The following is a 24,377-nucleotide window of genomic DNA, read 5'->3' as shown; positions in this document are numbered from 1 at the left end:
AGAGGGTTCGGCATGGCCGAGATCTGCAAGCGTTCGGACGACTACAGCCGCTGGTACCAGGACGTCATCCAGGCCGCCGAGCTGGCCGACAACAGCCCGGTGCGCGGTTGCATGGTCATCCGTCCCAACGGCTATGCCATCTGGGAGAACATCCAGCGGATCCTCGACGCGAAGTTCAAGGAGCTCGGGCACGTCAATGCGTACTTCCCGCTGCTGATCCCGAAGAGCTTCCTCGCGCGCGAAGCCGAGCACGTGGAGGGCTTCGCCAAGGAATGCGCCATCGTCACGCACCACCGCCTGAAGCAGGTCACGGTGAACGGCAAGACGACGGTGATCCCTGACCCCGACAGCAAGCTGGAGGAGGAGTACGTCATCCGCCCCACCAGCGAGACGGTCATCTGGGACATGTACCGCAAGTGGATCCAGAGCTATCGCGACCTGCCCATCCTGATCAACCAGTGGGCCAACGTGATGCGCTGGGAGATGCGCACGCGCATGTTCCTGCGCACGGCCGAGTTCCTCTGGCAGGAAGGCCACACCGCGCACGCCACGGCGGCGGAGGCCCGTGCAGAGACGCTGCAGATGCTCGATGTCTACAGCTGGTTCGCCGAGGAGATCCTCGCCATGCCGGTGATCAAGGGCGTCAAGACGGCGAACGAGCGCTTTGCCGGCGCCGTCGAGACGTTCTCGATCGAGGCGATGATGCAGGACGGCAAGGCGCTGCAGGCGGCCACGAGCCATGACCTGGGGCAGAACTTCGCCAAGGCCTTCGACGTGAAGTACCAGGATGCCGAAGGCAAGGTCGAGCACGTGTGGGCCACGAGCTGGGGCATGAGCACGCGCATCATCGGCGCCCTCATCATGACGCACAGCGATGACGAGGGCCTCGTGCTCCCGCCGCGCATTGCCGGCACCAAGGCCGTGATCGTGCCGATCTGGAAGAACGAGGAAGAGATGGCGCAGGTCTGCGCCGCGGCCGAAGGCCTGGCGGTCCAGCTGCGCGCGGCCGTGGGCCCGGTGCACGTTGACAAGCGCGACAACATGCGGCCAGGCTGGAAGTACGCGGAGTGGGAGCGCAAGGGCGTGCCCCTGCGCATCGAGCTCGGGCCCCGCGACCTGGCCGGCCAGCAGGTGATGATGGTGGCCCGCCACGACCGGAAGAAGGAGGCCGTGGGTTTCCAGCAGCTGGCCGAAGCGGTGGCCGCGGAACTGGCGCGCATCCAGCAGGACCTCTTCGACCGGGCCCTGCAGCGCCGGCGCGAGAACACGCACGTGATCGATTCCTGGGAGGCGTTCCTGGCGCTGTTTGCCGGCCCCGGCGGCTTCGCCGAATGCCACTGGTGCGGCGACGGCGACTGCGAGAAGGCGGTCCAGGAAGAGACGAAGGTCACCATCCGGAACCTGCCGCTCGTCCGCGACGAGACGCCCGGCAGCTGCGTGCACTGCGGCAAGCCGTCCATCGGCCGGGTGGTCTTCGCGCAGTCCTACTGACCCCGCGTGCCGGGCTGTCGCGGCGTTGAATGCTTCTGTTCATAATGAAGAGGTAAATGACAGGCGCCCGCCGTATCCCGGCGGGCGCCTTTTTGTCCCGGATGCGGCTGCGATCAGCTGCCGCTCGTGAAATTGATGACCTCGACGGTCCGGCCGAACCCGTTGATTGTATAGCCGACCGGTACGCCGCCCTGGAGAATGGCCACGATGCCGATCTGCCCGGTCGAGGCCGCGGGAGCCCCGAACTGGGGTTCGCTGATGGCGGTGGTGTAGGCATTGTCCAGCAGGGCGCCGCCCGGCAGCAGGGGCTGGAGATCCGCGCCGGCGTCCGAATAGATCCCGTTGTTCCTGACCGCGTAGTCCTCGGCGGCCAGCTGCAGGGAATGGGAATGCGTCCGCACCTTGGCCTCGCGGGCCCGGTCCTGCATGCTGATGAAGTTCGGAATGGCGATCGAAGCCAGGATGCCGATGATCACCACCACGATCATCAACTCGATCAGGGTGAAACCTTCGCTGTGCTTCATGGGTGCTTCCTCCTGCGGGCGTCAGGAAACCAGATCTCCGGGCTGTATCGGCAGGTTGCCGAAAAACTGTAGGGTTATCCCCGCGGGGGCGTCCCCCGGGCTTTCCGAAGCCCGTCCCAGCGATTAAATTGTCCGGGCGATCCGGGTGCCCGCCGGGCCCCGGCAATTTCCGGTACGCGCCTGTCCAGGAGGATGGTTCCGATGGAGACGTTCTGGATCGACCCCTTCGCCACCGAGCAGTTCCGCCACAAGGTGGGCCTGGCCGAAATGCTGAAGGGCGGCGTCATCATGGACGTGACCAATGCCGAACAGGCGAAGATCGCCGAGGAGGCCGGCGCGGTCGCGGTCATGGCGCTCGAACGGATCCCGTCGGAGATCCGCAAGACCGGCGGCATCGCCCGCATGTCGCAGCCGGCGATGATCCGCGAGATCCAGAAGGCGGTCTCGATCCCGGTCATGGCCAAGGCGCGCATCGGCCACTTCGCCGAAGCCCAGATCCTGCAGGCCCTGGGGGTCGACTTCATCGACGAGTCCGAAGTGCTCACGCCGGCGGACAATGCCAACCACATCGACAAGCACCAGTTCACGGTGCCGTTCGTCTGCGGCTGCCGGAACCTGGGCGAGGCGCTGCGCCGCATCGGTGAAGGCGCGGCCATGATCCGCACCAAGGGCGAGGCCGGCAGCGGCGATGTGGTCGAGGCCGTCACCCACATGCGCGAGGTGATGACCGAGATCCGCCGCCTGACGACGATGCGCGAGGATGAACTCATGGCCGAGTCGAAACGGCTCGGTGCGCCCTACCACCTGGTGGTGGCCACGGCCAAGCTGGGCAAGCTGCCGGTGCCGAACTTCGCGGCCGGCGGCATCGCGACGCCCGCCGATGCGGCCCTGATGCGCCAACTCGGCGCCGAGACGGTGTTTGTCGGCAGCGGCATCTTCGCCAGCGAGGATCCGGCGCCGCGCGCGCGCGCCATCGTGCAGGCCTCGACGCACTACGACGACCCGAAGGTGCTCCTCGAGGTGTCGATGGATCTCGGTGAGCCCATGCGCGGCCGCGCCGTGAACGAGATGGAAGAGAGCGAGAAGATGGCGGGCCGCGGCTGGTGATGACGACCGCGCGCACGCGTCTGCCGGTCGGCCTGCTGACGCTGCAGGGCGACTACGCGCGCCACGAGGCCTCGTTCCGTGCCCTCGGCTGCACGACGGCCTCTGTGCGGCGCCCGGCCGAACTGGCGCACGTGGGCTGCCTGGTCATCCCGGGCGGCGAGTCCACGACCATGACCCGCCTGATCGACCTGGCCGGGCTGCGCGAGCCCCTGCGCGAGTTCGCCCTCGAGAAGCCGGTCATGGGCACGTGTGCGGGACTGATCATGCTGGCACGCGACCTGGCCGACGAGTCGGCAACCCACGGGGTGACGTCGCTCGGACTGCTCAACTGCACGGTGCGACGCAACGCCTACGGTCGCCAGATCGATTCCTTCACCGCCGATGTCGAACTCGACGATTGCCTGGCCGGCCAGCCGCCGTTCCCGGCGGTCTTCATCAGGGCGCCGCGGATCACGCTCGTCGGCGACGGTGTGGCCGTGGTGGCGCGGCACGAGGGACAGCCCGTGGCCGTTCGGCAGGGGCGACTGCTCGGCCTGGCCTTCCACCCCGAACTCACGAACGATCAGCGTCTGCACCAGGCATTCCTGGACCTGGCCTGAGTACCGTCAGGGGAAGGCGGAGCGATGCGGAAGATCAGGCGGGTTGACGGTCGAAAAGGCCATTGGGCTGCGGCCTTCGCGCTGTCGCTGCTGGCCATCCTCGGTGTCGGCTGCGGTGGCGGCGGCGGTGACGACGGCGGCACCGATCCCGAGCCGTGCTCGATCACGAATGTCAGCACGGGCACGGTGACGGCCTGGCTGGTCGGCGTCGACGGCCCGGCCAATCTCCGCTGGGACCACACGGGCCCGGCCACCGCGGTGAAGATCGAGTTGCTGAAGGCCGGCGTTGTCGTGGCAACGGTCGCGGCATCGACGGCCAACGACGGGTTCTTCTCCTGGCTGCCGGCCACCGGCGGTCAGCCCAACGGCAGCGATTTCGGCTTGCGCGTGACGGCCCTGGGCGAGACCGGCTGTGCCGGAGAGAAGACCGGGCTGACACTCACCAACGTCGCCGGCTGTTCCCTGGCCTGGACGGTGGACCTGCCCGACTCGGTGATCGCCGGCGAGGCCCTGCCGCTCACGTGGGACGGCAATGCCACGAGCGGGACGCTCGACCTCGAACTCTGGCAGGACGACCTGGGCAGCGAGCCGCAACGCGTCGGCGTGATCGCGGCGGGCATGCCCGATGACGGCACTTATCTCTGGAACCCGGTCGACAGCTTCCATTTCGGCACCAACGACTGGTTCACGCTGCGGCTTGCGGATCCGGACGTTCCCGGCTGCGAGGACGTGACCGCGCCGTTCCGCATGGTCGACGACGAGAATTGCGCCTGCTTCGTCACCGGCTTCTCGGCGGGGGCGGTCTACACCGTGGGCAGCACCATGAATCTGAGTCTGTCGCAGGATTTCGGCAGTGGTTTCGTGGACCTGCGGTTGCTGGCGGGCGCCGAACCGGTGGTGGGCGGACAGATCGCCAACGACGTGCCGGTCGCGGCGGTCTACCAGTGGGTGGTCAGTGTCTACGGCTACACGGGCGGCGAGCGCACGCGGTTCCGCATCAAGGCGACCGATGCCGCCGATGGCTATTGCGTGGGGCTGAGCGACGTGTTCACGATCCCTGAATGAGACAACGGCCCGGATTTCCCGCTGTACGGCGCGAAGCGGCGGTCGCTTCCCTGGTTGCGGGTCTGGTGATGGTCGCGCTCGTTGCCGTGGCGTCGGCTGTGCGTGCCGAGGGTTGGAACGAGTTCGGCCTGCGGCCGGCGCCGGCCACAGCGGTCGGTGACACGATCCTCGAGCCGTTCTTCGCCTTCGTCGTCGCGCGCGCCGAGGGCGACTCGCTGGGTCTCTGGCACGCCGCCGACCTCCAGGCCAGTGCGCGGGCCCGTGGACGTTCGTCGCGGCTTCCCGTCGAGAAGCTGGTCTCGCTGGAGCGCCGGCGTCCGGCTCCCGGCAGCGAGGGGCGCCACGCGGGTGCGCGCGTGCGCGCCGAATGGGTCATCACCTTCGACGGCGCGCTGGGGTTCCCGCTGCCGTACAGCATCCTCGGCTACCATCCGGGCAGCCTGCGCCTGTCGCGGACGCTGGTCCTGGCCGAGCTGGCGCCCCAGGACATGACGGTTGCCTGGCGCGAGAAGCGCGAGGTCAGGCGGCACGAACTGCGGGCCGTACGGGTTTTCGCGCTCGAGCGCGGCCACCTGCTGCTCGATGCCGATGCCGTGGTCGATCGCCTCCTGGGCGAGTTGCTCGACGACTCGTGGACCGTGGGTTTCGTCACGGCGCACGACGGCCCGGGGCGCCTGGGACTGGGTGTCATGCTCGGCCGCGACGGCCGGTCGATATACGGCGAATTCGACTTCGCCCGGGACCGGATCGAGGCGCACGGCCGGTCGCTGGCCGGTGCGCTCGCTGGTACGGTCCGGCAGTGGCTCGACCCTGCGCACGGCAAGCTGCCGGCGCCGTGGCTCGAGGAGTGAGCGCGAACGGACCGGTCCCGGGACCGGCCGGTTCAGGGAGAGCGGCATGGATCGCCTGGAACTGCGCATCAGCGGGCGCGTGCAGGGTGTCGGATTCCGGTGGCACGCGCGCGAGGAGGCGCTGCGCCTGGGCCTGACCGGTCGGGTCCGCAACCTGGCCGACGGTTCGGTGCAACTGGTGGCCGAGGGGCCGCGGGTCTCCCTCGAGGCGCTGGCGACGTGGTGCGGGCGCGGGCCGGTGCGGGCCCGTGTGGACGTGTGCGACGCCGCCTGGTCCGAGGCAGCGGGCGCCTGGAACGACTTCAAGGTCACGGGGTGAACGGCATGGGCAGCGGCAGCAGCGATCGCGACGGAGAGACGCGTCCGGATGGGCGCTGGCTCGTGGCGGTCGACGTCGACGGCACCTTGCTGGACACCGAGTTCGACGAGGTGCTGCGCCCGCGCGAGATCGCGGCCATGGAGGCCGTGCGGAGCGCCGGCCACGTGCTCGCCCTCTGCACCGGCCGCAACCTCAACTCGACCAGCAGCCTGCTCGCGCGGTCCGGCTGGGAGCCGGCCGACCTGCCCCTGGTGCTGCTCAACGGCGCCGTGGTCTGGGCCGACGAACCGCGACGACGCATCGCCTGCCATGTCCTGGACGGCGAAGAGGTACGCCTCCTGGTCCGGTTGTTCCGTGAACATGGCACCGTGCCGATGGTGTATGGTACCGACGACGATGGCGGGCTCCTGCGCCACGAGGCGCGTCCGGTCAACGACGTCCTGGGCCGCTATCTCCAGGGCCGGCGCCAGAACACCGGCGGCCTGGAGGTGGTCGACGACCTCCTGGCCTGCGACTGGCGCCAGGCGCTGGAAGTCGGGACCATCGACGAGAAGGACCGGATCGAGGCGCTCAGTCGCGCCATCGCACGCGAACTGCCGGGTCGCGTCAAGGTGATCAACACCCGATCGCTGATGGGCGGCGGCGCCTGGTACTGGGCCGAGGCGTTCCACGCGGCGAGCGACAAGGGCGCCGGGTTGCGCACCCTGGCCGAACACTGCGGCATCGGGCGCGAGCGTACCGTCGCCATCGGCGACAACTACAACGACCTGGACATGTTCGCCTGGGCCGGATACAGCGTGGCCATGGCGGGCAGTCCCCACGATGTGGCTTCGGAAGCGGATTTCGTCACCGGCGCCGTTGCCGACGGTGGCGCCGCCCACGTCCTCGAGAGCATCGCCGCCGGAGGGTTTCCCCACGGCGCCGGGCTCGTGCCGCGAAAGGACAGGACATGACCGGACGCGCCGACGACCTGCAGCGCCCGCCGCGCTCCTTCGCCGCAGGCATGCCCGAGGACCTGTCCGGCGACAAGCGCGAACGTCCGACCGGCGAGGGCCCGGTCGACGATGTCGGCCTGCGCGAGATGGGCTACGCGATGGTCGACCTGGTCGTGGAGTACCTGCAGGGGCTGGAAGGGCGACGCGTGTACGGGCCGCTGACGCCGGCCGGACTCGACGACACGTTCGCCGAGCCCTTGCCCGAGGAGGGGACGCCGTTCGCCGACCTCGTGCAGGACTGCCGCAATCGCGTGTTCCCGAACACCATGGCCATCGGCAGCCGGCGCTACTTCGGCATGATGAACCCGGCGCCGCTGCCGCTGGCGATCTTCAGCGAGGCGCTGTGCGCGGCCATGAACCAGAACACGGCCTCGTGGCGCCACGCGCCGTCGGGGACGGCCATCGAGAAGCGCGTCATCCGCTGGCTGTGCGACCTGTTCGGCCTGCCCGACCGCAGTTTCGGCACCATGACCGACGGCGGTTCGCTGGCGAACATCACCGGGCTCAAGCTCGCGATCAACCGGGTGCTGGGGCGCGACCTGTCGCGCGTGCGCGAGCAATCGGCGCCGGGCGCCGAGCTGGCGCGGCTGACATTCTATGTCTCGGCGCAGGCCCACTACAGTTTCGAGAAGGCGATCGACCTGCTGGGGCTCGGGCGGTCGCAGCTGCGACGCATCCCCGTCGATGAGCTCTACCGCATCGACCTGGTGCGGCTGGAGGCCGCCATCACCGCCGACAGGCAGGCGGGCCTGAAACCCGCGTGCATCATCGGCATCGCCGGTACGACCAACACCGGCAGCATCGACAAGCTGGATCGCCTGGCGGCGCTGGCTGCCCAGTACGGCTGCTGGTTCCATGTGGACGCGGCCTACGGCGGCGCCGCCATGCTCAGCGAGATGTACCGCCCCATGCTGCGCGGCATCGACATGGCCGACTCGATCACGGTCGACCCGCACAAGTGGTTCTACATGCCGTTCTCCGCGGGCGGAATCCTGGTGCGCGACGGCGACTTCCTGCGGCGCAGTTTTCTGGTGCATCCCGAGTACTACATGGAGAAGGTCCAGCGTGACACCGATGCGGCCGGGGGCGAGCCGGCCCCGCCGCCGCCCGACCGGCGCGGCTTCCACCACGGTGACAAGGTCAACTTCTTCCAGTACGGCATCCAGGGCAGCCGGCGCCTGAACGCGCTCAAGCTGTGGCTGGCCCTGCGGGCGGTCGGTCGCCGGCAGTACGCCGCCTGGGTCGAGAAGGACATCGAACTGGCGCGGGTGCTGGCCGCGCGCATGCGCCGGCAGCCGGATTTCCGCATCCTCGGGCCCAACACGCTGGGCATCTGCAATTTCCGCTGGGAACCCTTGAGGCCCGACGGCAGTATGCGCTTCTCTGCGGAGCGCGCCGACGGGTTGAACCGGCAGTTGCAGGACCTGGTCGAGCGGGAAGGCGATGCCTGGTTCAGCTACACGGTGCTGGACGGGCGCGTCGCCCTGCGGGTCAATGTCGAGAACCGGAACATGGAGCAGGCGGACATCGAGCGTCTGGTCGGCGTGATCAGGCGCGCGGCGGACCGTCTGCTGGAACTGAATCAGTCAACCGAATCGTGAAGGAGCGTGCGCCCATGAAGCGCCTCGCATTTGCCGCCCTGGTCCCGGCCCTGCTCGGCCTTTCCCTGCTGGTTGCGATGCCCGCCGAGGCGGCGCTGAAGGGCTCGGGCGACGTCGTCAAGGCCATCGCGCGCCAGAAGGCGATCAGCGCCGCTCCCGGCCAGCGGATCACGTTCGAGGTGTCCGTCATCATCGCCCCTCATTGGCACCTGTACGCGCACGGCGACTCGAACTTCATCGGTGTCGACCTGATCCCCGACGAGTCGTTCCCGCTCGAGGAGTTCGATGCCAGGTACCCGGCCGGCGAGGAAGGCGAGTTCTTCGGCGAGAAGGTCCGCATGATCTCCGGCAGCCAGGTGATCACCGGTGAAGCCGTGGTGCCCGAGACCCTGGCCCGCGGCCTGCACAAGGTGAAGCTGGGGCTGACGGTGCAGGCCTGTGACGACAAGACCTGCCTGGCGCCGGCGAGCCTGCCGGTCGAGATGGAGCTCACGGTCAAGTGAGCGGGGCGGTTCGCATCTACCTGGGCAACCTGCCGCCGGGGACGACGGTCGAGGCCGTGCGCGCGCTGCTGGCGGCGCACGGCGAGGTGGCTGACGACGAGGTGGCGGATGTCGACCTGATCACCGATCGCGAGACGAACGAGCCGCGCGGCTTCGGTTTCGCGACCATGCCGGCCGAGGCGGCAGCGCGGGCCGTGGCCGAGCTCGACGGCCTGGACTGGCAGGGCCATGTCCTGCGCGTGAACGAATCCCATGACCGTGGCGCCAGGCCGCCGCGGCGATCCTGGTGAAGCACGGCCGGTGAGTTGCGGTGCGGCGCATCCGGCGCCGCCACGCCGGCCCCGTCCCTGCCCCGAAAGGCCCGTCATGCCCGTCCTGTACCCGCGCCCGGTCGATGGTGATTTCCATCCCTACTACCGCAAGTACCTCGACCTGGTGCCGGCCGATGTGTCCGATCCGTTGCTGCAGCTGCGCCGGCAGGGCCTGGCCGTCATGGAGGGTTTCAAGAAGCTGGACGAGGCGACCGGCAACCACCGCTATGCCCCCGGCAAGTGGACGGTCAAGGAGGTGCTCGGGCACCTGATCGACACCGAGCGCCTGTTCGTCTTCCGCGCCCTGTGGATCGCCCGTGGCGAGCCGAATGCCCAGCCCGGCATGGACGAGAACGTATGGGCCGCGCACTCGAATGCCGGCCGCCGGCCGCTCGACCACCTGTGGCGCGAGCACCACGTGGCGCGCACGGACCACCTGCGCCTGCTGCGCAGCTTCGACGCCGAAGCCCGCCTCCGCCGTGGCCGCGCCAACGAGGCCGAACTGGCGGCGGGCGCCATCCCCTGGCTGATCGCCGGGCACGAACGCCATCACCTTGACGTGCTGCGCGAGCGGTACGGCGTGGAGATCTGAGCGGTCCCGACCCTCCAGCACCGGTGCCGGCCGGCCGGAAACGGCTTGGCGATGGCTCGCTTCCTGCTCTACGCTGGCGAAAGATAGACCCCGGCCCCGGACCAGCGGTCCGCCGGGCCGGCCACCGTCGGCGCAAGCGGAGGTCTGGCACCATGTCGCGGAATCACACCCATCGGCCGCTGTGGCCCTGCCTGGGGGTCGGGCTGGCCCTGCTGGCGGCGACCGCCCCGGCCCAGGCGACCTGGACCCATGATGCCCTGGTGAACGATGCCGTCTGTTCGCAATCGTCGGCCCAGTCCGGGACGCGCGTTGCCCCGGACGGCGCCGGTGGCTGGATCGTGGCCTGGGTGGACACGCGGGGCGGCGGGAATCCGGCCATCTATGCCCAGCGCGTGAACCCGTCCGGCTCGCGCGCGTGGACCGCGGACGGCGTCCTGGCCTTCCAGACCTCCGGTTTCTTCACGGAATTCGAGCTGGTCGGCGACGGCCAGGGCGGCGCTTTCCTCGCCGTCGTCGACAGCCAGGATGCCCTCCAGTACCACGTCTACCTGCAGAAGCTGAACGCGTCGGGCTCGCGCGTGCTGGGCACCGGCGGCGTTGCCGCGGTGGCCGGGTCGGCCTCGTTCCAGATCGAGCCGGCCCTGGTGAACACAGAACCGGGCGTGGCCGTGGTGGCGTTCGTGGACTCGCGGGGAGGCGCCGACATCTACGCCCAGCGCATGACCTCCGGCGGATCCTTGAGCTGGGGAGCGGGCGGCGTGGCCGTCTGTACGCAGGTGATGGACCTGCACGACCCGCGTGTGGTCGCTGACGGCAGTGGAGGCGCCTTCGTCTTCTGGGAGGACGAGCGCAACACCGTTGCCAACGACACCGACCTGTACGGGCAGCGGCTCTCGTCGGCCGGCGCCCAGCTGTGGCTGGCTGCCGGCGCGGTGGTCAGCACGGCCGCCGGTGCCCAACGGGACCTTGCCGCCGCACCCGACGGTTCGGGTGGCGCGCTGCTGGCCTGGGAAGACCTCCGCGACGCCGGCGGCACCGGCAGCGATATCTACGCCCAGCGCCTCAACGGTTCCGGCACGGCGCGGTGGTTCAACAACGGCCGTGCCGTCTGCGTGACGGCCGGGGACCAGTACGATGTCGTGGTCGCGGCCGACCCCTACGGCGGCGCCTGCGTGGCCTGGACCGATGGCCGGTCCGACGCCTGGACGGGCGAACAGGTCTATGTGCAGGCGCTGGCGGGCGATGGTGTGACGCGCTGGGCATTGAACGGCCAGGCCGCCGGCGGCGCCTCCGGCAACCAGTCCGCGGCATCGCTCGCGGCGGTGGGCGCCGGCGACTTCGCGCTGGTCTGGACCGACGCGCGCACAGGCGTCACCGACATCCGCGGGCAGCGCTTCGGGTACGATGGCGCCTTGCAATGGGAGGCCGCGGGCCTGCTGGTGAGCGGGGCCGCCTTCGCGCAGCTCGGCGCGACTGCCGTCGCCGGCACCGGGGGCGAGATCATGGCCGCCTGGGACGACGAACGCCTGGCCCAGGATATCTATGCGCAGCGCGTGGACCGCACCGGCTGGCTGGGCGATCCTGCGCCGGCGCTGACCTCGGTGGCCGACCGCCCGAACGACCAGGGCGGCCAGGCGCGCCTGACCTGGAGCCCCAGCTGGCTGGACGCCTGGGGCCAGCCCGGCCTCACCACATACCACGTGCTGAACCGGCGGCCGGGGGCCAAGGGCCTGGGCACCGGGCCGGAAATGCTGCGCGCCTGGCTGCAGGACGGCTGGACCGAGGTGGCCCAGGTGCTGCCGCTGCAATTGGCCTCGTACGCCTGCAATGCGCCGACCTACGGCGACTGGACCGCCGGCAACTCGCCGCTGACCGAGTTCATGGTCGTGGCCGAGGCGGGCGCCTTCCTGCTGCCCTCGGGCGTCATCACCGGCTACTCGGTGGACAACCTCTCACCGGGCGCGCCGCAGGGCCTGCAGGCGCAGACCGACCATTTCGACGTGCTGCTGGCGTGGTCGCCGTCGGGCGTGAACGACGAGGACCTGCACCACTACAACCTCTACCGCAGCCATGACCCGGACTTCACGCCGGGCCCGTCCACGCTCCTGACGGATGTGGCGCTGACGTCGTACGCCGAGGTGCGTGTGCCGCAGGGATACTGGTACTTCCGGGTGACTGCGGTCGACATCCACGGCAACGAAGGCGCGCCCAGCAACCTTGCCGGCATGTTGAGCCTGGTTGCTGTCGACGGCGCCACGTTGCCGACGATCCTCGCGGCGCGTTCGGCGTCGCCGAACCCGTTCAATCCCTCGACCACGATCCGCTGCGAACTGCCCTCCGACGGGCCCGTCCGTCTGGCCGTCCACGACGTGCGGGGGCACCAGGTGCGGCTGCTGCTGGACGAGTCGCGCGCGAAAGGGACGTTCACTGCGACCTGGGACGGGCGCGATGACGCGGGCCGGCAACTGGCGAGCGGCGTCTACTTCGCCCGCCTGACTGCGGGCGGGGCCGAATCGGTCCTGAAACTGGTGCTGGCGAAATAGACGGCGGATTCCCGCTGACCGCAGACGGGCGCCCGCGCTACACTGCGCGGGCGCCGTCGTTCCCGGCGGCCGGAAAGGACCCCATGCATGGAACCGGGACTGGCTGATATCCGCGCCGCTGCCGCCCGCATCGCGGGGCATGTGCACCGGACACCCGTGATCACCTGCGCGGCGCTGGACGCCCTGAGCGGCGCGCACCTGTTCTTCAAGTGCGAGAACCTGCAGAAGGTCGGCGCCTTCAAGATGCGCGGCGCCACGAACGCCGTGCTGTCGCTGGGCCCGCAGGAGGCCGCCCGCGGCGTGGCCACGCACTCTTCCGGCAACCATGCGCAGGCGCTCGCGCTCGCCGCCCGAACCCGCGGCATTCCGGCCTACATCGTCATGCCGACCTCGGCGCCCGCGGTCAAGCGTGCGGCGGTCGCCGGCTATGGCGCCGAGATCATCCCCTGCGAACCCACGCTGGCCGCGCGCGAGGCGATGCTGGCGGAGGTCGTCGCGCGCACGGGGGCCGCATTCATCCCGCCCTACGACGATGATCGCATCATCGCCGGCCAGGGCACGGCGGCCCTCGAACTGGCCGAGGACGTGCCCGGGCTGGAGTGGGTGCTCTGCCCCGTCGGCGGCGGCGGCCTGTTGGCCGGGACAGCCCTGGCGTTTGCCGCCCTGGAGCCGGGTGCGCGCGTGGTGGGCGCCGAACCGGCGGGCGCCGACGATACGGCGCGTTCGTTGGCGGCGGGTCGGCGCCTGCCGGCGGTGGATCCGCGCTCGATCTGCGACGGCCTTCTCACTTCGGTCGGGGAGCGCAATTTCGCGATCATCGCGAAGCACGTGCAGGCCGTGTGGACCGTCGACGACGCGCAGGTCGTGGCGGCCATGCGGCTCGTCTTCGAACGCATGAAGCTGGTGGTGGAGCCTTCGGCCGTGATCGGGCTGGCGGCGGCGCTGGGACGCCGCGGGGAACTGTCGGGGTGCCGGGTCGGTATCATCCTTTCCGGCGGCAATGTCGACCTGGACCGGTTGCCCTGGCTGTCCTGAAACCGGATCACCCCGGCGGGACCGTGCGGCAGGGAAACTCCGCTTTACTGTTGCAGGCGCGAGCGACATCATGGATCCCCACCGGATGCAACGGCCCCGTTCCCGGGGCCTGTTCCGTCCCGCCGCCAGGGAGGGCGCGATGCCTCACGAGATGACCGTCCGCGTGCGCGGGTACCACTGCGATTTCTACGGCCACGTCAACAACGCGCGCTTCCTCGAACTGTTCGAGGAAGCCCGCTGGCGATGGGCCGAATCGGTGATCGACCTGCCGGCGTGGCAGGCAGCCGGCTTCGGTTTCGTGGTGGCGGGCATCGACATCCGCTACAAGCGGCCGGCGCCGGAAGGGTTGCTGCTGAGGGTCCACAGTGAGATCACCCGGCTCGATGCCCGTTTCGGCGTCTTTCGCCAGGAGATCTTCGACGCCGGCGACGGACGCCTGCTCGTCGAGGCCGATGTCACGTTCGCTGTCGTCGACGTGAAGACGGGGCGCTCGCTGCCCTTGCAGGGGCAGGCCGATGCGCCGTTCACCGCCTGGCGGCGCGAGCAGGCCGGGCGCAGCGGCGACTGAACGGACCGACTGAACCAACACGACGGAGCGTGCCATGTTGCCGATGCCGATGGAGCTTGCCGAACTCACCACCCGACTGGGCCTGGCTGCCGTCCTCGGCGGCCTGGTCGGCCTCGAGCGCGACATCCACGGGCGGGCCGCAGGCCTGCGCACCCACCTGCTGGTGAGCCTGGGCTCGGCCGTGTTCATGGTGATTTCCATCTTCGTGGCCAGCACCGCCCGCGGCGACCGGTTCGCCTCCGACCCGGGGCGCATCGCCGCGCAGGTCATTGCCGGCATCGGTTTCCTCGGCGCGGGCGTCATCATCAAGGAACGCGCGACGGTGCGCGGCCTGACAACCTCGGCGTGCCTGTGGCTGGTGGCGGCCGTGGGCATGGCTGCGGGCGCCGGCTACCCGGTGGTGGCGGTGATCACGACGGCTTTCGCGCTGGTCGGCCTGATCGTGCTGAAGTCGTTCGAGAGGCTCTATCCGAAGGACTTCTACCGTACGATCGAGATCACGACCGACATCAAGGTCAGCACGGCCGATGTGATCTCGCTGATGAAGTCTCAGAACCTCACGATCCTCTCGTGCGGCATCACGCGCGACTACGTGGCGGGCACCTCGCGCATCACCCTCGGGCTGCGGTTCTTCCACAAGGGTGTCACCGACAAGCGGTCGCACGCCATCTTCCAGATGCTCGAGCAGTCCGAATCTGGACATCAAGCGCATCGAATGGCGGCGGACCTGAGCGGGCAAGGGGCCGCGGGCGGCCCGGAACTGAAGTCCGTCGCCGCCCGCATGCCTTCTCCCGGCAGGTGATTCCCGGTCGGTTTGAGTCGCCGCGCCCGCGCGCCAGCTGGTCGAACGCCTCGCGCATGCCCTTCTGGAGCGCCGCCACGTCGGCCGCAGCCCATTTCGCCGGCTCCTCGCGGATGAACGACGTCTTGTCGACGCGGTTGTCGAAGCGGCCGAGCGGCAGCCGGTAGCTGTTGCCGTCGCGCTCCACGCGCACGGTGTCGGGCTGGCCCGAGTTCTCCAGCAGCCAGGCCATGTCGTCGCAGCCGTAGTCGCCGTACATGACGGCCAGCGGCACGCCGTGGTGCAGGATGCTGCCGGGGTCGTTCGGGTCGGTGCGCGCGGCATTCTTGCGGCGCGATTCCTCGGGTGTCACCCAGATGTAGAGGATGCTCGACTTCGCCAGGATCGCCGGGCTCAGCTGGGCCAGGCTGGCGCGGTAGCCGTAGGGGTGGGGGATGGGCATCGCCTGTCCGTCGGCGCAGCCGCGCGCGAACTCGATGACGACGGTCTTGCCCTCGAGCGAATCGGGCACCTCGTGCACCTTGTCGTCCAGGAGCTTGCGGGCTTCCTTCTCGATCGGCCCGGCGATCTCGCGTCGCAGGGCGGCGTCGAGGGCGCCGATCACGGGCTGGCCGCCGGCGCGAATGCGCGCGGCGTCGATCCGGTCGAACAGCCACAGGGCCGCCGACTCGGGGGCGGGGCGTCGCCTGTTCACCAGGTCGTCATAGTCCTCGTTGATGAGCTCGATCAACGTCAGCCAGTCGACCGGGTTGCGGAACGGCAGTGCCGGCGAGACGAAGAACAATCCTTGGTGGCCGCGGGCCGTCAGCTCGTCGCTGACGCGCCGCATGATGTGCACGTAGGGGAAGTCGTCCAGCTGCACTGTCTGGCCGATGCCGAACTGCTCGTGGCACTGGGCCGGCGTCAGGCTGGCCAGGTAGCGGCGCGCCTCGGATTTGCCGCTGGCCGGCAGCGCCAGCAGCAGGAGCGTGTCGATATGGCGGGACATGGCTGGACCTCGCGAATGGGTGTCAAGGTGGCGGTCTTCAGGCCCCCGATGATCGCCCACCGGCCGCCGGGCGTCAAGATCGCCCCGCCCTTGCCGCCCTCCGCGCGGATTCCGGAGCGCTTCTTGCGGTAATGGCCCGGAAAGCGCCCGGGAAGCCGAAGGCATTGCAGAATGCCCGCGGGAACGCCGGGAAACCCGCCGCCATCCGGAGGAATGCCATGTCACGCCGCGCCACCCATGTCCAACGGACGCTCCTGACGGGCCTGGTGTTCGTCATCAGCTGGACCCTGGCCGTCCCCGCCACGGCGGCGGTTCCCGGGCTGGACCGGCGTCCGGACAAGGCCGCCGTGACGACCGACGACAGCCGGGGATTCGTGCCGCCGTCGATCAATGGCGATCATTACGCGGCCGCGGCAACCGCCGCGCTGCGCGCCGACAAGGCACTGCCCGCCAGCTACGACTGCCGCACCGCGGGCTGGGTCACGCCCGTCCGCAACCAGGGAGCCTGCGGCGCCTGCTACGCCTTCAGTTCGGCGGCCGACCTCGAATCGAAGCTGCTCATGGCGGGCCAGGGCCAGTTCGACCTCTCGGAGAACAGCCTCAAGGAATGCCACTACCAGGACAGCAGCTGTGCCGGCGGCAACCAGTACCTGATGATGAACCTCCTGACCACGCACGGCGCGGTGCTCGAGACCTGCGACCCGTACGTGGCGGCCGACGTCGGTTGCACCGCGGGCTGCCAGACGCAGTACCTGGTGCTCGACTGGTCGGCCATCAGCGGCGGCACGGTGCCGACGCCGGCAGTGCTGAAGCAGTACCTCCTGGACCACGGTCCGCTGCAGACCACGCTGTACGCAGGCGACGGTGCGGCCCCGGCCTGGGCGACGGCGTTCAACAATTACAACGGTGCGACCACCCTGTACTACACCGGCACGCAGACGCCGAACCACTCGGTGATGATCATCGGCTGGGACGACAACCTGGTCCACGCCGGCGGAACCGGCGGCTGGATCTGCAAGAACAGCTGGGGCACCTCGTGGGGCGGCACCTGCGGCTACGGCGCGCAGGGCGGCTACTTCACCATCGCCTACGGTTCGGCCAGTGTCGGCATGTGGTCGTCGTTCGTCGGCGAAGTGATGGCCCAGGACGACGCCTCGGAAGTGCTGGCCCATGACGAGGGCGGGTTCACGGCGGCCTGGGGCGGCGTCGGGGTGACGCTGTGGGGCATGGCCCGCCACGATGCGGCGCAGGCAACGAACCTGCATCGCGTGGAATTCTGGACCACCGACGCGGCGACTGACGTCGACGTCTACGTGTACGACACGTTCAGCGGCGGCGTGCTCTCCGGCCTGCTGGCGTCGAGCCTCAACCACGCCTACAGCGAGGCCGGCTATCACCATGTGGAACTGTCCACGCCGCTCGCGCTGTCGCTGGGGCAGGACATCTACATCGCCGTCAAGACGACCAACCAGTCGTATCTCTACCCGGTGCCCGTCGATCTCGACGGGCCTGCCGCGAGCAATCGCAGCTGGTACAGCCTGAACGGCTCGACGTGGACCTCGCTCTACGGGAGCGGGGCCGACGTGACGATCCGCGCGCGCACCAGCACGAACCTGGTCCTGTCACTGGAGGATCCGCAGGGCGGCGGCGACGAGGTGCCCGTGGCCGGCCTGCCGTCGGCGTTGCGCCTGGACGACGCCTGGCCGAACCCGTTCAACCCGACGACGAACCTCCGCTACGCCCTCCCGCGCGATGGCGCGGTGGTCGTGGCGATCCACGACCTGCAGGGACGCCTCGTACGCACGCTGGTACGGGGAGCGATGGGCGCAGGCGAGCACCAGGTCTCGTGGGACGGACGCGATGATGCCGGCCGTCCGGTGCCGTCGGGCCCGTACCTGGGTCGCATCGAGGCGGCGGGCCAGGTCCGTAGCGTGAAGCTGGCGCTGCTGAAATAGGGTTCGCCCGGCCGCGCGGCGCCGATCGCCCGGGCGCCGCGCGGCCCCTTCAACGGTGGACGCCGGCCGCCTCGCTGCCGGTCGCCGTCACGAATTCCTGGTAGGTGCCTTCGTAGACCAGCGGCGGCCGGGCCGGTTCGCCGTCGCCCTCCGGCCTCAATTCGAGCACGCGGTTGCTCAGCCCCCGCAGGAACGTGCGGTCGTGGCTGACGAACAGCATCGTGCCCTCGAAGTCGCGCAGCGCCGCCACCAGCGTGTCCTTGGTCTGCAGGTCGAGATGGTTGGTGGGCTCGTCCAGCACCAGGAAGTTCGGCGGGTCGAACAGCATCAGCGCCAGCACCAGGCGCGATCGCTCCCCGCCCGAGAGGATGCGCACGGGCTTGTCGACATCATCGCCCTGGAACTGGAAGGCGCCCAGCAGGTTGCGCAGGGTGCCGACGTTTGCCAGGGGAAAGGCCTTCTCGGCCTGCTGGTACACGGTCAGCGTGGAGTCGAGCTGCTCGAGGGCCTGCTGCGCGAAATAGCCCATCTTCAGCGAGGCGCCGAGCCTGACCGTGCCGGTGTCGGGGGCCACGGCCTGCGCCACCAGTTTCAGCAGCGTCGACTTGCCGGCGCCGTTGCGCCCCATCACGCACCAGCGCTCGCCGCGCCGGATCATCAGGTCGAAGCCCTCGTAGATGACGCGCGCCATAGCGTTTGCCGACGCCCTTCAGCTCGACCACATCCTCGCCGGAGCGCGGCGGCTGGCGGAACTCGAACTCGACAACGCGTCTCTGGCGCGGCGGCGTGACCAGGTCGAGCTTCTCGAGCTTCTTGACGCGGCTCTGCACCTGCGCGGCCTTGGCAGCGTGCGAGGCGAAGCGTTCGACGAAACGGCGTTCCTTGGCGAGCATCGCCTGCTGCCGCTCGTACTGGGCCTGCTGGTTGGCGGCCTGGACGGCGCGCTGGCGCTCGAAGAAGTCGTAGTCGCCCGTATAGGAGACGAACTCGCCGGCGTCGATCTCGATCACGCGGCTCACGACGCGGTTCATGAAATCGCGATCGTGACAGGTCATCAGCAGGGCGCCGGGATAGCCCCTGAGGAACTTCTCGAGCCAGAGGATGGACTCGATGTCCAGGTGGTTGGTGGGCTCGTCCATCAGCAGCATGTCGGGACGGCCCAGAAGGACCCGCGCCATGCCGACGCGCATCTTCCAGCCGCCCGACAGCGCACCCACGTCGCCGTCGATCTGCGTGTCGTCGAGTCCGAGGCCCTGGAGCACCTCGCGCGCGCGGGCCTCGAGGTCGTAGCCGCCGCCGTGGTGGTACGCGTCCTGGACCTCGGCGTAGCGCTCGAGAAGCTGTTCCATGCGGTCCATCTGGTCGGGGTCCGCCAGCGCCATCTGGATGTCGTGCAGCTCGTGATGCAGGTCGCCGAGCGTGCCGCTGCCGGCGATCGCCTCGTCCAGGACCGTACGCCCGGACATGTCGCCGATGTCCTGGCGGAAATAGCCGATCGTCAGTGTCCGCGGCACCGACACGGTGCCCTCGTCGGGCGCCTCCTCGCCGACCAGCATCCGCAGGAGGGTGGTCTTGCCGGCGCCGTTGGGCCCCACCAGGCCGATTTTCTCGCCGGCATTGACCTGCAGCGAGGTCTCGACGAACAGGATCTGGCGGCCGTAGCGCTTCGAGACATTGGCCAGGGCGATCATCGGCGGCTCCGGGTACGCGCCCGGCAGGGCGCTGGTTCGGGTCGCGGCGGCGGTGGTCCCGGCGCCGGGGCCCGCAATAGTGCACGCCGGCGCCCGGCCGCGCCAGCGCCCGCGTTGACGGCCGGCGCACGGTGGTGCTAGGCTGGAAAGCCACTATCCTGACGGGCGCCCGCCCGATCACCCCGAACGACCGCACCCGGCGGGACCGGCCACCCGGGCCCGGCCGACAGGAGACCCGTCGTGGATGACGACGATCGGACGCTTGACCTGCCGCCGCGGTCGCCCGAGACCGTGACGTCAGGCTCGGGGTCCGGGGCCACCTCCTGGATGCCCGGCGGCGCCGCCCTGCCGCCCCCCGCCGGCGCCGATCCCGTTTCCGAGGGGAAACTCATCGGCCCGTACCTCCTGAAGCGCCGCATCGGCGAGGGAGGCATGGGCCTGGTCTGGGAAGCGGACCAGCAGGAACCGATCCGTCGCCGCGTCGCCCTGAAGATGGTCAAGCGCGGCATGGACACCGCCGAGTTCATCGCCCGCTTCAGTTCCGAGCGCCAGGCTCTGGCGATGATGAACCACCCGGCCATCGCCAAGGTGCTCGACGCCGGCGCGACCGACGAGGGCCGTCCGTACTTCGTGATGGAGTACGTCGAGGGCGTGCCGCTCAACGTCTACTGCGACCAGGAGCAGATGAGCCTGCGGCGGCGGCTCGAACTGTTCATCCATATCTGCGAGGGTGTCCAGCACGCGCACCAGAAGGCGATCATCCACCGCGACCTCAAGCCTTCGAACGTCCTGGTGACCGAGACGGACGGCCAGCCGGTGCCCAAGATCATCGACTTCGGCGTGGCCAAGGCGCTCGACCGCGCACAGTTCGACGACACGCTGAGCACCGGCGCCGGCCAGCTCATCGGCACGCCCGAATACATGAGTCCCGAACAGACCGGGCTGACCGGCGAAGGCCTCGATACGCGGACCGACGTCTATGCCCTGGGCGTGATGCTCTACGAACTGCTCGTCGGCCAGCGTCCGTTCCGTCGCGAGGACCTTGCAGCGCTGAATTTCCTCGAGGTGCTGCAGGTCATCCGCGAGGTGGAGCCGCCGAAGCCGAGCACGCGCGTGACGACCATCGCGCGTCACACGCCCGAACTGCTCGAGGAAATGGCGCGTTGCCGCGCCAGCGAACCCGGGATGATGGTGCGCTCGCTCCGCGGCGACCTCGACTGGATCACGATGATGGCGCTCGAGAAGGACCGCGAGCGTCGCTATGCCTCTGCCAGCGCCCTGGCCGACGACGTACGTCGGCACCTGGAGGACCAGCCGGTCAATGCCGGGCCGCCGTCGACACGCTATCGCGTGCGGAAGTTCGTGCGCCGCCACCGCACCGGCGTCGCGGCAGGCGCCGTGGCGCTGGCCGCCATCCTGCTCGGGATCGCCGGCACGACCACCGGCATGATCCGGGCCGTCAACGCCGAGCGGCGCGCGCGCATGGAAGCCGAGACCGCGCGCCAGGTGTCGGGCTTCCTGGTCGGGCTGTTTGAGGTTGCCGATCCCGACCAGGCCCGCGGCAACACGATCACCGCGCGCGAGATCCTCGACGCCGGCAGCGAGCGCATCGGGCGTGAACTGTCCGGGCAGCCGCTGACGCAGGCGCGGCTGCTCGGCACGATGGGCACCGTCTACCGCAAGCTGGGGCTCTATGAGGAGGCGGAGCCGAAGCTGCAGCGTGCCCTGGAGCTGCGTCGGGGTGCCGCCGGTGTCCCGACCGCGGACATGGCCACGTCGCTGGGCGAGCTGGCCGACCTGTACCTCGACCTGGCCCGCTACGAGGCGGCCGAGGCCGCCATCAACGAGGCGCTGCCGCTGCTCGACGGCACGGACCAGGCCGGGCGACTCCATCTGGCCTCGCGGCTGACCGACCTCGGCAGTGTGTACCGGCGCCAGGGCTTCTACGACAAGGCCGACCCGCAGTATCGGCGCGCGCTGGAGATCCGGCTGGGCGAGCTGGGGCCCCGGTCGACCGAAGTTGCGGCCAGCTACAACTCGCTGGCCATCCTCAGCTGGAACCGGGGCCGCTTCGCCGAAGCCGAACAGCTCTATCTCGAGGCGCTCGCGATCTGGGAGGGCGCCTACGGGCAGGACCACGCCGATGTCGCCAAGGGCCTGAACAACCTGGCCCTGCTCTACCACCACCAGAAGCGCTACGCCGAGGCGCAGGCCATGTACACGCGCGCCGTCGGCATCTACGAACGCATCCTCGGCGCCGAGCATCCGCGCACCGCCACCGCGATCAACAACCTGGCGCTCGTCATCCACGAGCAGGGCCGTCTGGCCGAAGCCGAGCCGTTGTACCTGCAGGCCCTGGCGATCCGCGAGAAGGTGCTCGGCCCCGGGCACCCCGACGTGGCGCAGACGCGCAATAACCTGGGCAACCTGCGCCGCGACCAGAAGCGCTGGCCCCAGGCGCAGGCGGAGTACGACCAGGCGCTGTCCATCCGCCGGGCCGCGCTCGGCGAGGACCATGCTGATGTCGGCTGGACGTTGCGCGACATCGGCCGCCTGCTGCGGGAGGAGGGGCGTCCGCGCGAGGCCGATGCCTACCTTGGCCGCGCTCTGGCGAACTTCCGGGTCAGCCTCGGTGTCGACCATCCCGACCTCGCAGAGTTCCTGGATGACTATGCGCTGGTCCTGGGGGACCTGGGGCGCCCGGCGGGAGCCGACTCCATGCGCCAATGGGCCGATCGGGTGCGCCCGGCCGCCCGCTGAGTCGCGAAAAAATTGCGTCTTCGTTATCCTTGAATGTGATAGTCTGGATTGGGATATCAGGCTGGCCGGCGGCTCCGCCGGGCCGGGCGCCCCCTGGTACCGACCACTTCCCGCGTCATCATCGTCTCGCCAAGGAGACTGCCATGTCATTGTGGAGAAACAACTTTGCCATCCTGGCAGCGTGTCTTGCCCTGGTTGCCGGCTGCAGCCGCGACGTTCCGGTCGGGGTAACCCCGACGTCCGCCGCCGGCCCGCAGAGCGCCGACAAGGACGGCAGCGAAGCCCTCGGGGCGCCCTCCCTGCGGGTCGCCGCCGGGTCGGGACTGTCCCACGGAGGCGTCTCGCTCGTGGGCGTGGCCAGCGCCGATCTGGCGGTGGCCGTGCCGGCGAACGCCGAGATCCGCCAGGTGCTTCTCTATTGGGCGGGCGGTTCGGTGTCCGTGACCGGGGACGACCAGATCAGCCTCGACGGCGTGGCCGTGACCGGCCAGCTTATCGGTGGCCCGACCTGGTTCTACACGCACCTCGGCAGCGCCTACCATTTCTCGGCCTACCGGGCCGACATCACCGAACTGGGCCTGGTGGCGCCGGGCGGCAACGTGCTGACGGTGTCGGGGTTCGACTTCACGATGGCAGCGGTCGACGAGAACGACGGCGCCAGCATCCTCGTCATCTGGGATGACGGTTCGCAGACGGGCATCCAGCTGCGTGACGGCCTCGACATGGCGTACTTCGGTTACGAAGGCGTGCTGAACGAAACCGTGCCGCAGACTTTTGCCGTGACGCCTGCCGACGGCGACCGCCTGGCCCAGCTGGTGCTGATGGCCGCCAGCGTCGGCCAGGATCGGCCCACGCGCGTGCTGGTGACCACGACCTCTGGCAGCCAGGTCTTCGAGGACCCGATGGGCGGCACGGACGGTGCGCAGTGGGACTCGGTGGAGCTGCCGATCCTCATCCCGGCCGGCGTTGCCGCCGTCACGGTGCAACTCGTCTCGACCCCGGGCTATGAGCCGCGCGGCGCCTCGCTCGGCTGGGTGGCGGCGGCGCTTTCCGAACCGGCCGATGGAGCCGGCCCGGCCCCGTGGAACGTGACCGGCGCCGTGTACGTCGATACCGATCGCGACGGGTTCCAGGACGCGAGCGAGCCCGGGTTGCCCGGTGTGGCGATCGACCTCGGCGCTGCGCTGGCGACCAACGGGGGCACGACCATTTCCGCCCTGACCGGCCCGGATGGCCGCTTCGCCTTCGCCGTCCCGGCGGGATCCTACATCGTCGAACTGGACCTGGCGGCCCACCCCGGGTCGTTCAATGCCGACCTCGCATCCTCGTTCCTGGCCACCGGCCCGCTCACGCGGACGGTCACCGTGGGGCCGGACGCTCCCGGCAACGACTTCGGCTTCGTGCCGGACGACACGCGATTGCTGGCGGACATCGCCAGCGGCGCGATCGTCCCCGAGGGCCTCACTCAGGGCATGTGGCGGCAGATCTTCCGCTGCGCGATCCTCGCCGATGACAGGGCCGGCCAACTTGACGAAGTCGACGGCGCCCTGTACCACGGCGGCGTGTACGGCGATGATTGCGGCGTGGAGGCATCGCGGCTCTTCTACGATGCGGCCACGCTGCGCGAGCTGCTGGGCGCCGTCACGGGGTTGTACCTGCCGGTCCCGTTCCAGTTCAATGAAGGCACGGAACTGGTGGCGGCATACAAGCTGCTGTCGATGGTGCCGCGCGACGACGACGAAGCCCTGCTCCAGGAGACCCTGGTCACCGAACTCAACTACGTGACCGGGCGTGCCCCTGCGGGCCGTCTCGACCTCCTCGGGGCGCTGGCCAGCTGGGCCGAGTCGCTGCTGGCCTGGGAAGACATCGACGGCAAGGCCGGCGAGAAGGACCGCACCACCGATGTGCGCCGTGCCCTGACCATTCTCGAGGCCGTCAACACCGGCGGCGGCGGCGGCGTCGACGAGTAGCGTGCGTAGCGTCGCCCAGACAACAAAGCCCGGGCTGTCCTCGCGCCTTCGGCGCTGCGGATTGCCCGGGCTTCGTTGTCTGGGCGACGCTAGGGTCGCGCCACTTG

Annotated in this window: 19 protein-coding genes and 1 pseudogene; 18 read left to right on the top strand and 2 right to left on the bottom strand. The window is 69.7% G+C overall.

From position 1 onward, the window contains the following. Positions 1-12: 12 nt before the first annotated feature. Positions 13-1,491 carry a proline--tRNA ligase gene (locus tag IPG61_13110; protein MBK6734995.1) on the top strand — a complete coding sequence of 493 codons (1,479 nt, stop codon included), beginning with the start codon at positions 13-15 and terminating at the stop codon, positions 1,489-1,491. 113 nt (positions 1,492-1,604) lie between these two features. Here IPG61_13110 and IPG61_13105 read toward each other — a convergent pair whose 3' ends face one another. Next, entirely contained in the window at positions 1,605-2,015 is a 411-nt protein-coding gene (locus IPG61_13105; GenBank protein MBK6734994.1) for a prepilin-type N-terminal cleavage/methylation domain-containing protein, read from the bottom strand. Between the two features lie 201 nt (positions 2,016-2,216). On the opposite strand from IPG61_13105, the gene pdxS reads away from it, so the two are divergent. The 15 genes from pdxS to IPG61_13030 all read left to right on the top strand — a co-directional run bounded on the left by pdxS (position 2,217) and on the right by IPG61_13030 (position 17,849). Continuing rightward, positions 2,217-3,122, top strand: a complete 906-nt coding sequence (gene pdxS / locus IPG61_13100) for a pyridoxal 5'-phosphate synthase lyase subunit PdxS (GenBank protein ID MBK6734993.1) — start codon at positions 2,217-2,219, stop codon at positions 3,120-3,122. Further along, positions 3,122-3,721, top strand: a complete 600-nt coding sequence (pdxT, locus tag IPG61_13095) for a pyridoxal 5'-phosphate synthase glutaminase subunit PdxT (GenBank protein MBK6734992.1) — start codon at positions 3,122-3,124, stop codon at positions 3,719-3,721. The genes pdxS and pdxT overlap by 1 nt, the downstream gene beginning before the upstream one ends. Before the next feature lie 24 nt (positions 3,722-3,745). After that, on the top strand, positions 3,746-4,786 hold the full coding sequence (locus IPG61_13090) for a hypothetical protein (GenBank protein ID MBK6734991.1): 1,041 nt from the start codon (positions 3,746-3,748) through the stop codon (positions 4,784-4,786). Beyond that, on the top strand, positions 4,783-5,637 hold the full coding sequence (locus IPG61_13085) for a hypothetical protein (GenBank protein MBK6734990.1): 855 nt from the start codon (positions 4,783-4,785) through the stop codon (positions 5,635-5,637). The genes IPG61_13090 and IPG61_13085 overlap by 4 nt, the downstream gene beginning before the upstream one ends. 46 nt (positions 5,638-5,683) lie before the next feature. Further along, positions 5,684-5,956 carry an acylphosphatase gene (locus IPG61_13080; protein ID MBK6734989.1) on the top strand — a complete coding sequence of 91 codons (273 nt, stop codon included), beginning with the start codon at positions 5,684-5,686 and terminating at the stop codon, positions 5,954-5,956. Beyond that, positions 5,953-6,909 (top strand): HAD family phosphatase, encoded by a 957-nt coding sequence (locus IPG61_13075; protein ID MBK6734988.1) that lies wholly within the window; start codon positions 5,953-5,955, stop codon positions 6,907-6,909. Before IPG61_13080 ends, IPG61_13075 begins: the two co-directional genes overlap by 4 nt. After that, on the top strand, positions 6,906-8,552 hold the full coding sequence (locus IPG61_13070) for an aspartate aminotransferase family protein (protein ID MBK6734987.1): 1,647 nt from the start codon (positions 6,906-6,908) through the stop codon (positions 8,550-8,552). The genes IPG61_13075 and IPG61_13070 overlap by 4 nt, the downstream gene beginning before the upstream one ends. A gap of 14 nt (positions 8,553-8,566) precedes the next feature. Further along, on the top strand, positions 8,567-9,055 hold the full coding sequence (locus tag IPG61_13065) for a hypothetical protein (GenBank protein MBK6734986.1): 489 nt from the start codon (positions 8,567-8,569) through the stop codon (positions 9,053-9,055). Positions 9,056-9,069: 14 nt separating this feature from the next. Beyond that, positions 9,070-9,345 carry an RNA-binding protein gene (locus tag IPG61_13060; protein MBK6734985.1) on the top strand — a complete coding sequence of 92 codons (276 nt, stop codon included), beginning with the start codon at positions 9,070-9,072 and terminating at the stop codon, positions 9,343-9,345. A 76-nt stretch (positions 9,346-9,421) separates the two neighbouring features. Beyond that, entirely contained in the window at positions 9,422-9,958 is a 537-nt protein-coding gene (locus IPG61_13055) for a DinB family protein (protein MBK6734984.1), read from the top strand. Between the two features lie 152 nt (positions 9,959-10,110). Then, on the top strand, positions 10,111-12,501 hold the full coding sequence (locus IPG61_13050) for a hypothetical protein (protein ID MBK6734983.1): 2,391 nt from the start codon (positions 10,111-10,113) through the stop codon (positions 12,499-12,501). Positions 12,502-12,588: 87 nt separating this feature from the next. After that, entirely contained in the window at positions 12,589-13,536 is a 948-nt protein-coding gene (locus IPG61_13045) for a pyridoxal-phosphate dependent enzyme (protein MBK6734982.1), read from the top strand. 139 nt (positions 13,537-13,675) lie between these two features. Beyond that, positions 13,676-14,104, top strand: a complete 429-nt coding sequence (locus IPG61_13040) for an acyl-CoA thioesterase (protein ID MBK6734981.1) — start codon at positions 13,676-13,678, stop codon at positions 14,102-14,104. 34 nt (positions 14,105-14,138) lie between these two features. Further along, positions 14,139-14,906, top strand: a complete 768-nt coding sequence (locus IPG61_13035; GenBank protein MBK6734980.1) for an MgtC/SapB family protein — start codon at positions 14,139-14,141, stop codon at positions 14,904-14,906. Between the two features lie 1,206 nt (positions 14,907-16,112). Further along, the gene (locus IPG61_13030) at positions 16,113-17,849 is read left to right on the top strand and encodes a hypothetical protein (protein ID MBK6734979.1); all 1,737 of its coding nucleotides are present in this window, start codon (positions 16,113-16,115) and stop codon (positions 17,847-17,849) included. Between the two features lie 49 nt (positions 17,850-17,898). Here IPG61_13030 and IPG61_13025 read toward each other — a convergent pair. Then, positions 17,899-19,540: pseudogene (locus IPG61_13025) on the bottom strand (ABC-F family ATP-binding cassette domain-containing protein). 240 nt (positions 19,541-19,780) lie between these two features. On the opposite strand from IPG61_13025, the gene IPG61_13020 reads away from it, so the two are divergent. Both IPG61_13020 and IPG61_13015 read left to right on the top strand, forming a co-directional pair. After that, on the top strand, positions 19,781-22,300 hold the full coding sequence (locus IPG61_13020; GenBank protein MBK6734978.1) for a serine/threonine protein kinase: 2,520 nt from the start codon (positions 19,781-19,783) through the stop codon (positions 22,298-22,300). Positions 22,301-22,443: 143 nt separating this feature from the next. Further along, a complete protein-coding gene (locus tag IPG61_13015) occupies positions 22,444-24,270 on the top strand; it encodes a hypothetical protein (protein ID MBK6734977.1) in 1,827 nt (608 codons plus the stop codon). Positions 24,271-24,377 lie beyond the last annotated feature (107 nt).

The sequence above is a fragment of the bacterium genome, assembly GCA_016703265.1.
In the GTDB taxonomy this organism is placed as follows: Bacteria; Krumholzibacteriota; Krumholzibacteriia; order LZORAL124-64-63; family LZORAL124-64-63; genus CAINDZ01.
The sequence above is the reverse complement of the archived record's forward strand: the minus strand, read 5'-3'. Positions and strand labels throughout refer to the sequence as shown.

Coding starts and splice junctions, on each gene's coding strand:
- IPG61_13055 (MBK6734984.1), top strand. CDS start 9,422: ATGCCCGTCCTGTACCCGCGCCCGGTCGATGGTGATTTCCATCCCTAC.
- IPG61_13105 (MBK6734994.1), bottom strand. CDS start 2,015: ATGAAGCACAGCGAAGGTTTCACCCTGATCGAGTTGATGATCGTGGTG.
- pdxT (MBK6734992.1), top strand. CDS start 3,122: ATGACGACCGCGCGCACGCGTCTGCCGGTCGGCCTGCTGACGCTGCAG.
- pdxS (MBK6734993.1), top strand. CDS start 2,217: ATGGAGACGTTCTGGATCGACCCCTTCGCCACCGAGCAGTTCCGCCAC.
- IPG61_13045 (MBK6734982.1), top strand. CDS start 12,589: ATGGAACCGGGACTGGCTGATATCCGCGCCGCTGCCGCCCGCATCGCG.
- IPG61_13085 (MBK6734990.1), top strand. CDS start 4,783: ATGAGACAACGGCCCGGATTTCCCGCTGTACGGCGCGAAGCGGCGGTC.
- IPG61_13070 (MBK6734987.1), top strand. CDS start 6,906: ATGACCGGACGCGCCGACGACCTGCAGCGCCCGCCGCGCTCCTTCGCC.
- IPG61_13030 (MBK6734979.1), top strand. CDS start 16,113: ATGTCACGCCGCGCCACCCATGTCCAACGGACGCTCCTGACGGGCCTG.
- IPG61_13065 (MBK6734986.1), top strand. CDS start 8,567: ATGAAGCGCCTCGCATTTGCCGCCCTGGTCCCGGCCCTGCTCGGCCTT.
- IPG61_13015 (MBK6734977.1), top strand. CDS start 22,444: ATGTCATTGTGGAGAAACAACTTTGCCATCCTGGCAGCGTGTCTTGCC.
- IPG61_13040 (MBK6734981.1), top strand. CDS start 13,676: ATGCCTCACGAGATGACCGTCCGCGTGCGCGGGTACCACTGCGATTTC.
- IPG61_13035 (MBK6734980.1), top strand. CDS start 14,139: ATGTTGCCGATGCCGATGGAGCTTGCCGAACTCACCACCCGACTGGGC.
- IPG61_13090 (MBK6734991.1), top strand. CDS start 3,746: ATGCGGAAGATCAGGCGGGTTGACGGTCGAAAAGGCCATTGGGCTGCG.
- IPG61_13050 (MBK6734983.1), top strand. CDS start 10,111: ATGTCGCGGAATCACACCCATCGGCCGCTGTGGCCCTGCCTGGGGGTC.
- IPG61_13080 (MBK6734989.1), top strand. CDS start 5,684: ATGGATCGCCTGGAACTGCGCATCAGCGGGCGCGTGCAGGGTGTCGGA.
- IPG61_13110 (MBK6734995.1), top strand. CDS start 13: ATGGCCGAGATCTGCAAGCGTTCGGACGACTACAGCCGCTGGTACCAG.